This window comes from Falsiroseomonas sp. RANM36 (assembly GCF_056682175.1).
Genome location: NZ_JBWXTD010000003.1, coordinates 59,002 through 69,721, shown reverse-complemented (window position 1 = coordinate 69,721; position 10,720 = coordinate 59,002). Strand labels below are relative to the sequence as shown.

General features: G+C 74.6%; 10 protein-coding genes. 8 read left to right on the top strand and 2 right to left on the bottom strand.

Annotation, left to right across the window (positions count from 1 at the left end; translation table 11 throughout):
- The 5 genes from AC1MIR_RS05260 to AC1MIR_RS05240 form a co-directional block, all read left to right on the top strand.
- Positions 1 to 878 (top strand): leucyl aminopeptidase family protein (locus tag AC1MIR_RS05260; RefSeq protein ID WP_480027136.1); only part of this gene is annotated, 878 nt, incomplete at its 5' end.
- 150 nt (positions 879 to 1,028) lie between these two features.
- Positions 1,029 to 1,220 carry a type II toxin-antitoxin system VapB family antitoxin gene (locus AC1MIR_RS05255; RefSeq protein WP_480027135.1) on the top strand — a complete coding sequence of 64 codons (192 nt, stop codon included), beginning with the start codon at positions 1,029 to 1,031 and terminating at the stop codon, positions 1,218 to 1,220.
- A 5-nt stretch (positions 1,221 to 1,225) separates the two neighbouring features.
- Entirely contained in the window at positions 1,226 to 1,612 is a 387-nt protein-coding gene (vapC, locus tag AC1MIR_RS05250) for a type II toxin-antitoxin system VapC family toxin (RefSeq protein WP_480028709.1), read from the top strand.
- Between the two features lie 4 nt (positions 1,613 to 1,616).
- On the top strand, positions 1,617 to 2,075 hold the full coding sequence (locus AC1MIR_RS05245) for a DNA polymerase III subunit chi (protein ID WP_480027134.1): 459 nt from the start codon (positions 1,617 to 1,619) through the stop codon (positions 2,073 to 2,075).
- Positions 2,076 to 2,179: 104 nt separating this feature from the next.
- A complete protein-coding gene (locus tag AC1MIR_RS05240; protein ID WP_480027133.1) occupies positions 2,180 to 2,998 on the top strand; it encodes an N-acetylmuramoyl-L-alanine amidase in 819 nt (272 codons plus the stop codon).
- 37 nt (positions 2,999 to 3,035) lie between these two features.
- Here AC1MIR_RS05240 and AC1MIR_RS05235 read toward each other — a convergent pair whose 3' ends face one another.
- Positions 3,036 to 4,010 (bottom strand): Bug family tripartite tricarboxylate transporter substrate binding protein, encoded by a 975-nt coding sequence (locus AC1MIR_RS05235; RefSeq protein ID WP_480027132.1) that lies wholly within the window; start codon positions 4,008 to 4,010, stop codon positions 3,036 to 3,038.
- Positions 4,011 to 4,156: 146 nt separating this feature from the next.
- Between AC1MIR_RS05235 and AC1MIR_RS05230 the strand changes: the two genes are divergently transcribed.
- A complete protein-coding gene (locus AC1MIR_RS05230) occupies positions 4,157 to 4,321 on the top strand; it encodes a hypothetical protein (RefSeq protein ID WP_480027131.1) in 165 nt (54 codons plus the stop codon).
- Between the two features lie 6 nt (positions 4,322 to 4,327).
- Here AC1MIR_RS05230 and AC1MIR_RS05225 read toward each other — a convergent pair whose 3' ends face one another.
- On the bottom strand, positions 4,328 to 7,486 hold the full coding sequence (locus AC1MIR_RS05225; protein WP_480027130.1) for a YhdP family protein: 3,159 nt from the start codon (positions 7,484 to 7,486) through the stop codon (positions 4,328 to 4,330).
- Between the two features lie 17 nt (positions 7,487 to 7,503).
- On the opposite strand from AC1MIR_RS05225, the gene AC1MIR_RS05220 reads away from it, so the two are divergent.
- A complete protein-coding gene (locus AC1MIR_RS05220) occupies positions 7,504 to 10,506 on the top strand; it encodes a bifunctional [glutamine synthetase] adenylyltransferase/[glutamine synthetase]-adenylyl-L-tyrosine phosphorylase (RefSeq protein ID WP_480027129.1) in 3,003 nt (1,000 codons plus the stop codon).
- 20 nt (positions 10,507 to 10,526) lie between these two features.
- A partial coding sequence (locus AC1MIR_RS05215) for a hypothetical protein (RefSeq protein ID WP_480027128.1) occupies positions 10,527 to 10,720 on the top strand: 194 nt, incomplete at its 3' end.

The window sequence follows — 10,720 nt, the reverse complement described above, 5'->3', positions numbered from 1 at the left end:
GCGCCGGCTGCGGCGCGCGGCGCGGGGGGGGCGCGGGCGGGCCCCCGCCGCCCTGGCGCGCGGGGCGGCGCGGGCGCGGCAGCAGCGCGGCGCCGCCGGTCGTCTTCGTCGGCAAGGGCCTCGTCTTCGACACCGGCGGGATCTCGATCAAGCCGGCGCAGGGGATGGAGACGATGCGGGCGGACATGGCGGGTGCGGCCGCCTGCGCCGGCGCGATGCTGGCGCTCGCCCTGCGCCGCAGCCCGGCGCCTGCGGTCGCGGTGCTGGCGCTGGCCGAGAACGCGACGGATGCGGGGAGCTACCGGCCCTCCGACGTGCTGCGCACGCTGTCGGGACGCACGGTGGAGGTGGTGGACACCGATGCCGAAGGCCGCCTCGTGCTGGCCGATGCGCTGCACTACGCGGTGGATCGCTTCCGCCCGCGCGCCGTGGTGGACCTCGCGACGCTGACCGGCGCGATCGTCTCCGCGCTCGGGCATCATCGCGCGGGGCTGTTCGGCAACGACGCGGCGCTGACGGCGGCGCTGGCCGCGGCGGGCGAGGCGGTGGGCGAGAGGCTGTGGCCGATGCCGATCGGCGAGAGCCACCGCACCGACCTCGCCTCCGACATCGCCGACATCCGCCAATGCGTGCCCTCGGCGCGCGGGGAAGGCGGCTGGGCGGCGCGCTTCCTTCCCGATGCCTGCCATGCCGCGGCCTTCCTGCGCGAATTCGTGGGCGAGGGCGTGCCCTGGGCGCATTGCGACATCGCCGGCGTGGACACGCAGGACGCCCCGCATCCGCTCGGCCCCGCCGGCCCGACCGGCTTCGGCGTGCGCCTGCTCGACGCGCTGGTGGCGGCGCGCTTCGAGGAGGAGGACCACCACGCGTCGCCGTGAGCGGCGCGGTGAGTGGCGCCGTGAGCGGCGCGGTGAGTGGCGCCGTGAGCGGCGCGGTAAGTGGCGCCGTGAGCTGCGCGGTAAGCGGCGCCTTGAGCGGCGCGGCGGCGATGTGCATATCTGGGCGCAGCCCTACACATCGGTGCGGCCATGCGGACCAATATCGAGATCGACGACCGCCTGATGGCGGAGGTGCTGAAGGAAACCGGCCTGCCCTCCAAGCGGGCGGCGGTGGACGAGGCCTTGCGCACCTTGCTTCGGCTGCGACGGCAGGCCCGCATCAGGGAACTGCGCGGCAAGATCGCCTGGGAGGGCGACCTGGACCAGAGCCGCAGGTCTTGATCCTGGTGGACACCTCGGTGTGGGTGGACTTCCTGCGCGACACGCCGAGCCCGGAAGCCATGCTGCTCGACCGCATCCTCGACCGCCAGACCATCGTCGTCGGCGACCTCGTGCTGTGCGAGGTGTTGCAGGGTGTCGCTGGCGAAGCTGCCGCGGCACGCACGGAGGAGATGCTGCGGGAGTTCCTGATCATGCCCGTCGTGGACGACACGCTCGCCGTCGCCGCGGCGCGCAACTTCCGCCATCTGCGCGGCCGCGGCGTGACGGTGCGGAAAACGATCGACCTGCTGATCGGCACCTTCTGCATCCGGCATCGCTTCCGGCTGCTCCATCGCGACCGCGACTTCGACGCGATGGAGCAGCATCTCGGCCTGCGCGTGCTGCACGCCTGACGCCATGGCGGAATACGGCTTCTACCACCTGACCCGAACGCCGCTGGACCGCGCGCTGCCGCGGCTGCTCGGGCGCGTGCTGGATGCGGGCGGGCGCGCGATGGTGCTGCTCGGCAGCCGCGAGCGAATGGAGGCGCTGGACGCCGCGCTCTGGACCGCGACCGATCCCGACTGGCTGCCGCATGGCACGCCGCTCACCGGCCATGCCGCGCTGCAGCCGATCTGGCTCACCACGGAGGACGCGGCGGAGGAGGGCGCGCCGAACGCGGCGCGCTTCCTCTTCCTGCTGGACGGCATGACCTCCGCCCGGCTCGACCGCTTCGAGCGCGTGCTGGACCTCTTCGACGGTGGCGACGAGGCGGCGGTGCAGGCCGCGCGCGCGCGCTGGCGGGACGCGAAGGCGGCGGGCCACGCGCTCACCTACTGGCAGCAGGGCGCGCGCGGCTGGGAGAAGGCGGGCTGACGGCGCCGTTCGCATCTCGTGCGCGGGGCGCCGGCACAACTTGCATGCGCGCTTGACCGCACCGTAGCGTGCCCGCGCGCCAGCACGGCGCGAGGAGACGGGCCATGAAGATCGTGAAGGACCGGATCGAGGGCATTCCCTTCCACGCCAGCCCGCATGTGCGCGGCAAGATCACGCCGCGCTTCCTGGTGATGCACTACACCGCCGGCGGCTCCGCGCTCGGCTCGGTGCAGGCCATCGAGCGGCGCGGACTGTCGGCGCATCTCTTCGTGGATCGCGACGGCGCGGTGATCCAGACCGTGCCGTTCAATGTCGAGGCGCTGCATGCCGGCCCGTCGAGCTGGCGTGGCTTCAACGGGCTGAACGGGCATTCCATCGGCATCGAGGTCGCCAATCTCGGCTGGCTCGACCAGCGCGTCGCCGGCGGCTGGACGCGGGAGGGGCTGGGCCGCGTGCTGCCGGACAGCCAGGTCATCGTCGCGCGGCACCGCAATGGCGGGCCGGAGATGGCGTGGGAGATCTTCCCGGATACGCAACTCAAGGCGCTGGCGGAACTCACCCTGGCGATCCGCGCGGCCTATCCCTCGATCCAGGAGGTGGTCGGGCACGACGACATCTCGCCCGGCCGCAAGCAGGATCCCGGCCCGGCCTTCCCGATGGCGCGCTTCCAGGGCCTGGGCGGCGCGGCCGGCTCGGGCACGCTGGCCGACAACGACCTCGGCGAGTTCGAGGTGATCTCCCGCGACACGCTCAACCTGCGCGGCGGGCCGGGCACCGACTTCAAGGTGATCGCGAAGCTCAAGCCCGGCAGCAAGCTGCGCGTGCTGCGCGAACAGGGCGATTGGCGGATGGTGGACCTGGAGGGCGACGGCAACCCGGACGGCTTCGTCCACGCCGCCTTCCTGCGCCGCCTCGGAAGCTGAGACCGGGGCGGCCGAAATCGACCGCCCCGGCTGTTCCTCACCCGCCGAGCGTGACGCCCGTCAGCTGCACCATCTCCGCCCAGCGCGCCACCTCGGCGCGCTGGAAGGCGGCGAAGGCGGCGGGCGGCATCGGGTCCAGCGTGAAGCCGGCCGCGGCCAGGCGGCGCTGCGCCTCGGCATCCCGCAGCGCGCCCAGGAAGGCCGTGGCGAGCCGCTCGGCCACGGGCGCCGGCAGCCCGGCCGGGCCGAACAGGCCGAACCAGGCATCCACCGCCATGTAGGGCACGCCGGCCTCCGCCGTCGTCGGGATGGCGGGGAATTCCGCCAGCCGCTGCGGCGCGCCGACGGAGAGCGCACGCAGCCGCCCGTCGCGGATCAGGTTGGCGACGGTCGGGAAGGTGGAGACGTAGAAATCCACCTGCCCCGCCACCGTCGCGGTGGCCGCCGGCGCCGCGCCGTTGAAGGGCACATGCGTCGCATCCAGCCCGGAGCGGCGCACGAAGGTCTCCGCGATCACATGGCTGGCGGAGCCGGCCTGGGAGGAGGCGTAGTTCAGCCGCCCGCCATTGCGCCCCATCGCCTGCAGCTCGGCCATGCTCTGCGCCCGCGAACCGGCCGGCACCACCGTCGCGTGGTGGACCGTGCCGAGCTTGGCGATGGCGGTGAAGCCCTCCACCACGTTGAAGGGCAGGCGCGCCATCATCGCCTGGTTGGAGGCATGCGTCTGGTTGTGGCCGATCATCACCGTCAGCCCGTCCGGCGCGGCGCGGAAGGTCGCCTCCGATCCGATCACGCCGCCGCCGCCCGGCCGGTTGTCCACCACCACCGGCTGGCCGAGCGCGGCTGCGGCCTTCTCGCCGGTGACGCGGGCGAGGATGTCGGTCGGCCCGCCCGGCGGCGCCGGAACGACCAGCCGGATCGGCCGGTCGGAACCCTGGGCGCGGACCGCGGGCGCGGCGAGGGTTGCCGGCAAGGCGGCGAGGGCAAGGGCATGGCGGCGCGTGATGCGCATGGTGCGAAAATCCTCCCGGGAACGGCCCGGCTTCGCGCCGGCCGCGCGGCAGGTCAAGTCTCCGTCAGACTGCAACCGATCGTTGCGTCGGCTCGGCCGTTTTTGGCACGCTGTGGTCTCCTTCGAAGGCGAGCGAGGGTCGGGTCATGCTGCAGCGGGACACGGAAGGCGGCGATGCCGCCCGGCCAGAACGGCCGGCGCCGTCGCAGGGCGAGCCAGCCACGCCACGCGCGCTCTGGCCGACCTTCATGCGCCGCACGCTGAGCGAGGAAGCGCTGCGCGCCCAGCCGGAGCCGCCGCCCGGCAAGTGACGCCGCTCAGCGCGGCGTCGGCGGGCTGCCCTGCCCGATGTCGAACAGGCCGCGCAGGAAGCCCGGGGTGAGCGCCGCCAGGGGGTTCACGCTGACTTCCGGGTTGGCGATCGGCCCGCGCAGCCGGAAGGTGGCGGCGAAGACGCCGCCGCCGCGCTCGGGCGAGAACATGCGGCCGAGCAGCGGGATGTGGCCGAGCAGCGAATTCAGGATGTAGGCCGGCACGATGGTGCCATCCATCGCCAGCCGGTCGCGCCGCCGGTCCAGCGTGCCGCGCGCGGTGAGGCCGAGCGAGGCCGAGAAGGCGCGCGCATCCTCGAGCTGCAGCGCATCCGGCGTCAGCGTGAAGGGCGCGACCAGCCGCACGAAGTTCAGCCCCGGGCCGGACAGCGCCTCGACCAGGCCGAACAGCGTCATCGCCTGCAGCAGCTTGCCGAAGGCGGGCGCGTTGTGGACCGCGAACTCGTCCATCTCCGCCGAGCCCGAGAGCGGCGCGCCGGGCGCGTTGGAGGCATAGGTGCCGGTCACGGTCAGGCGGCCGCCCTCGATGTGGCGCAGCACGTCGAAGGCGCCGAGCAGCGCGCCGCCGTCCTGCGCGGTCAGCCGCAGCGACCGGCCCTGCGCCTGCGGCTGCAGCGTCATCTCGAAGGGGCCGTGCGGGCCGGCGCGCCCGGTGACGCGGCCGGCGCGCAGCACGCCGTGGCCGTCCACCTGCACCTGCCCCTCCACCGCCGCGAGCTCGCGACGCTCGCCGAGGAGCACGCGCTCGAAGCGCGCCTGGACATCGAAGGCGGGGCCACTGGCCTGGTGCGGCGCGTCATGCCCCTGTTCCCGCGACAGCTGTCGCCGCAGATCCAGCGCCGCGCCGCGCAGCGCGATCTGCCAGGCCGCATCGGCGCGTGCGGGCGGCCGCGCCTCGCCCGCGAAGCGGCTGGCCTCCAGACGGCCCTCGGCGATTGCCACGCGCTGCAGCTGCGCGCTGGGGCCGAATTGCGCGCTGCCGCGCAGCAGCAGCGAGGGCGCCTCCACCCGAAAACTCTCGATCGCCTGCAGCGCGTCGCGGTTCAGCCGCAGCACCAAATCGGCGCCGGCATTCTGGCCCGGCGGCTTGCTCCAGCCGAAGGGTTCGAGCGCGAGGGTGGACTCCCGCAGATCCGCGCGGACATCGATGCGCGTCGCGCCGCTGCGTTGCTGCTGATAGCGCAGGTCCAGCGCGACCGGGCCGGTCAGCACCTCCTCGTAGCTGAGGCCCAGCGCATCGAGCCGCGCGCCGGTGGTGCGCCCCTGCATGGTGGCCCGCAGCACCACCTGGCTCGCAGGCCCACGGCGGAAATCCGCCTGCAGGCCGAGCCGCGCCGGGATCTGCCCGAGGCTGCCCGTGCCGGTCGCGCGCAGCCCGTCGGTGTCCACCGTCACCTCGAACTGGCCGCGTTCCAGCGCCTGGCCCAGCGCGACATCGGGCACGCGCAGGTCGCGCAGCCGGCCCTGCGCGCCGATGCGGATCTGCTCCACCGGCAGGTCGTTCAGCAGCGGGAAGGCGAGGGTGAGCCGACCTTCCAGCGTGCCGCGCGCGCTCTGCACCGGCAGCGGCCGCTGCTCGAACAGCTTGAGGCGCGGATGCTTCAGCAGGGCCAGCCCGTCCGAGGCCGGTCCGGCGAGGGAGAGCTCGATCTCCGCGCTTTCCTGGTCTTCCGGCGTCAGCAGGATGCGCACCGTGCCTTCGCGCAGCTCGAGGCCGGTGCCGGACTGCTGCGCGGCGGTGGCCTCCACCGTCACCGCATCCAGGCCGAACAGGATCCGTCCCCGCACGCCTTCGGCGGGCGGGATCGGGCGCAGCCAGTGCACCGTCGCATCCGCCACCTCGACCGCGCCGCGCGCCTCCGTCACCCGCAGATCGGAGAGGTCGGCGGTGGCCTCCGCGGCGATCTCCCAGGCGCCGTTGCGCGCGGTGCCGGCGGTGACGTTCTCCACCACCCAGTCGCGCGCGCCGGGCGCCACGCCCTCCGGCCACCAGGCCTGCAACCCGGCGGCGGGCAGCGCATCGAGCCCGAGCCGCGCCTGCATGCTCCATCCGCCGTCGTGGCGCGTCGCGGAGCCGGTCGCGGTCAGCGTCGGCGCCTCCGGCCCGGCGAGGCGCAGCCGCACCTGGCGCAGCACGGCGCCGCGCGGCTGCACCTGCACGTCCACCTCGCCGCCGGCGATCGGCACCGCACCGAGCCGCGCGAGATCGAGCCTTCCGGCACCGGCCTGCGCCGTCACGCCGAGCTCCCACACCGTGCCGTCGGTGCTGACGCGGCCACGCACCTCGCCGCGCAGCGGCGCGTCCATCATGCCGAGCGGCTCCAGCCCCGGCAGGGTCGCGGCAAGCTGGCGGGTGCCGAGCGCCGGCAGGGCGAAGCGGAAATCCACCTGCGCCGGCTGGCCGGTGGCGACAGCCGTGCCGTTGACCGGGATGCGCGCCTCGCCCAGCTGCATCATCGCGGAGACGCGGCCGGCGATGCCGCCCTCCGGGCGGCGCTGCAGCTGCAGCGCCACATCCTCCATCGCCCAGACGGCGCCGAGCTGCGCATCCTCCACCGTCACCCGCGCGCCGGTGACGGCAAGGTTGCGCAGCGCATCGAGCGGCGTGTCCTCCCCGGGCGGGCGCATCATCGCCGCGAGGCTTTCGCGCAGCGCTTCCCCGCCCTCCTCGGTCGCCGCCTCCGGCGCCGCGCCGGGCGGGCCGAGCTGCAGCGAGAACTGGCCTTCCTCGTCGCGGCGCAGCCGCAGCACGGGGCCGCGCAGCTCGAGCCGGCTCGGCGCCACGGACCCGCGCAGCAGCCAGGGGAGCGAGAGGCTGACGCTCGCATCCGGCAGCTCCGCCCGGACCGCGCCGTCGCGGCCGACCAGCCGCACGCCGGTCAGGCGGATCTCGAGCGGCGTCGCGCCCGCCCCATGCAGCCCTTCCCAGGCGAGGGAGACATGGCCGATGTCGATATCCGCGTCGGCATCCGGCGTGTTGAGCGACTGCTCGATGGCGCGGGCGAGGACATCGAGCGGGATCGGCCCCTGCGCCAGGCGCCAGCCCAGCACCGCCAGCGCCAGCAGCAGCAGCAGGCAGAGACCGAGCAGCAGATGCGCCGCCCGGTGCGCCTCACGCGCCACTTGACCGGCGGCCTGCCTCACGCCTTCCCTCCCCTGCCATGCCGAGATCCCGAGAGGCGGCCGCGGCATCGCCCGCCGCCGCGCCGCAGATCGCCGCCGCAAGGCTGCCCCGGCCCTTCGAGGCCGAGGCGGCCGCGCAGCTGGCGCAGCGCTTCGCCGAGCGCGGCGCCGCCGAGCAGGCCTTCGCCGCGAGTGCGGAGGGCGCCGCGCTGCTCGCGGCGATGGGCGGGCATTCCGGCTATCTCGCGGACCTGGCGGTGCGGGAGTCGGCCACGCTGCTGCGCCTGGCGGAACGCGGCCCGGATGCGGCCTTCGCCCTTGCCGTGGACCCGCTCGGCCGCGCCGACCCGGATGCCGGGCGCGCCCAGGTCGCGGCGCTGCTGCGCCAGGCGAAGCGACAGGCCGCGCTGATCGCGGCGGCAGCGGACCTTGCCGGGCTCTGGCCGCTCGACCGCGTCACCGGCGCGCTCTCGGAGCTTGCGGATGCCTGCACCGACTATGCCTGCGCGCATCTGCTGCGGGAGGCGCAGGCGCGCGGCGAGCTGAAGCTGGCCGGCGGCGGCGCACGGCACGACCCGCGGGCGACGGGGCGCGGCTCCGGGCTGGTGGTGCTCGGCATGGGCAAGCTCGGCGGGCGGGAGCTGAACTACTCCTCTGATATCGACCTCATGGTGCTCTACGATCCGCTTGCGGCAGCCTACGACGCGGATCGGGCCGGCGCCATCTACGTTCGTCTCGCTCGCGACCTGGTCAGGCTGCTGGAGGACCGGACGGAGGATGGCTACGTCTTCCGCACCGACCTGCGGTTGCGCCCGGACCCGGCGGCGACGCCGCTGGCGGTCTCGCTGCCTGCCGCCATCGCCTATTACGAGAGCATGGGGCAGAACTGGGAACGGGCGGCGATGATCAAGGCGCGCCCGGTGGCCGGCGACCGCGCGCTGGGCGAGAGCTTCCTGCGCGAGATCCGCCCCTTCGTCTGGCGCCGGCACCTGGATTTCGCCGCCGTGGCCGACATCCACTCCATCAAGCGCCAGATCCACGCGCACAAGGGCGCGCGCGGCGCACATGCGCGGGTGCAGGTGGAAGGCCATGACGTGAAGCTCGGCCGGGGGGGAATCCGGGAGATCGAGTTCAGCACGCAGGTGCTGCAGCTGATCTGGGGCGGGCGCGATCCGGCGCTGCGCGACCCGACGACGCTCGGCGCGCTGGCCGCGCTGGTCTCGGCCGGCCGGATCGACCGGCGCACCGCCGCCGACATGGCCGACGCCTATGTCTTCCTGCGCAATGTCGAGCACCGGCTGCAGATGGTCGCCGACCGCCAGACCCACCGCCTGCCGGAGGACGCGGCCGGTCTCGCGCGCATCGCCTCCTTCCTCGGATTCGACACGCCCGAAAGCTTCGCCGCGGCGCTGACCGGCCACCTCACGCGCGTCGAGCGCGCCTATGCCGGCCTGTTCGAGGCGGCACCCGACCTCGGCACCAATGGCGGGGATGCCGGCGGCAGCCTGGTCTTCACCGGCGTCGAGGACGACCCTGAGACGATCGAGACGCTGCGACGCATGGGCTTCCAGAACCCGCAGGCGGTCGGCGCGGTTGTGCGCGGCTGGCATCACGGCCGCACCCGCGCGACCCGCAGCGAGCGCGCGCGCGAGTTGCTGACCGAGATCATGCCCGCGCTGCTCGGCGCCTTCGCGAAGCAGCCGCAGCCCGACCAGGCGCTGCTGCGGCTGGACGCGGCCTTCGCCCGCATGCAGGCGGGCGTGCAGGCGCTGTCGCTGCTGCACCGCAATCCCGCGCTGCTCGACCGGCTTGCCTTCGTGCTCGGCGCGGCGCCGGCGCTGGCGGACCATGTCGCGCACAGCGCGGCGGCGCTGGATGCGCTGCTGTCGGGCACGCTGGCGGCCGACACCGACGCCACCGCGCCGCTGCCGGCGCTGGTGAAGGAGGCGCGCTACTTCGAGGAGGCGCTGGACGCGACGCGCCGCGTGGTGACGGAACGCCGCTTCGAGATCGAGGCGGCCGCGCTGGAAGGGCAGCTCGACGTGGACGCGGCGGGCATGGCGCGCAGCGATCTGGCGGACGCCGCCATCGCCGCGCTGCTGCCGCGCATCGCCGCGGAATTCGCGCAGCGCCACGGCAAGGTGAAGGGCGGCGCGCTCGGCGTGGTCGCGCTCGGCAAGCTCGGCGCGCGGGACATGCTGCCGGCCTCCGACCTCGACCTGATCCTGGTCTACGACCACCCCGAGGACGCGGTGGAGAGCACCGGCGGCGCGAAGCAACTGCCGGCGAGCCAGTATTTCGGCCGGCTGGCGAACCAGGTGGTGGCGGCGCTGACCTCGCCGGGCGCGGAGGGCAAGCTGTTCGAGGTGGACATGCGGCTGCGCCCCTCGGGGTCGAAGGGGCCGGTCGCGGTCTCGCTCGCCGGCTTCGCGCGCTACCAGGCGGAAAGCGCCTGGACCTGGGAACGCATGGCGCTGACCCGCGCGCGTGTCGTCGCCGGCGCGCCGGGCCTGCGGAGGAAGGTCGAGGCGGCGCTGAAGGCGGCGCGCACGCGCCCGGCCGATCCCGTGCAGGTGCTGGCCGATGCGGGGGCGATGCGCGCGCGGATGCTGCGCGACCTGCCGGCCGAGGGGCCGTGGGACGTGAAGCTCATGCCGGGCGGCCTGGTGGAGACGGAGTTCGTCGCCCAGGCGCTGCAGGTGGCGCATGCGCATCGCCTGCCCGCGGTGCTGTCGCCCACCACGCGCACCGCGCTGCGCAACCTGGCCGCGGCGGGGCTGCTGACGGAGGCGGAGGCGGCGACGCTGACCGCGGCCGACCGGCTGTGGCGCGCCATCCTCGCGCATCTGCGCCTGACCGTCGGCCGCTGGGGCGAGGAGGCGCTGCCGGAGGCCGTGGCCGGCGGGCTGCTCGCCGCGGTCGGCAAGCAGATGGCGGAACCGCCGGTTGACCAGGCGGGGCTGCGCACACAGATGCGCGCGATGGCGGAGGCGGTGCGCGCGGTGTTCCTGCGGCGCATCGGCCTGCCGGACGCGACCTGACGGAGGGGGAACTTTTGGTCATGCCTGCAGCGAAGAAGCCGGCGGCGCCGGCGAAGAAGCCTGCCGCGAAGCCGAGCGCGGCGAAGACCGCCGCGACGAAGACCGCCGCGACGAAGACCAGCGCGGCGAAGACGCCGGCGGCGAAGCCCCCCCCAGCCCCGCACCCCGGCGCCCACCCCCCCGCCGGGGCCGGCCCGCCCCGGGCGGGGGGGGC

Excerpts from the sequence above, each read along its gene's own strand:
- AC1MIR_RS05255 (WP_480027135.1), top strand. The coding sequence starts at position 1,029 with ATGCGGACCAATATCGAGATCGACGACCGCCTGATGGCGGAGGTGCTG.
- AC1MIR_RS05245 (WP_480027134.1), top strand. The coding sequence starts at position 1,617 with ATGGCGGAATACGGCTTCTACCACCTGACCCGAACGCCGCTGGACCGC.
- AC1MIR_RS05240 (WP_480027133.1), top strand. The coding sequence starts at position 2,180 with ATGAAGATCGTGAAGGACCGGATCGAGGGCATTCCCTTCCACGCCAGC.
- AC1MIR_RS05235 (WP_480027132.1), bottom strand. The coding sequence starts at position 4,010 with ATGCGCATCACGCGCCGCCATGCCCTTGCCCTCGCCGCCTTGCCGGCA.
- AC1MIR_RS05230 (WP_480027131.1), top strand. The coding sequence starts at position 4,157 with ATGCTGCAGCGGGACACGGAAGGCGGCGATGCCGCCCGGCCAGAACGG.
- AC1MIR_RS05220 (WP_480027129.1), top strand. The coding sequence starts at position 7,504 with ATGCCGAGATCCCGAGAGGCGGCCGCGGCATCGCCCGCCGCCGCGCCG.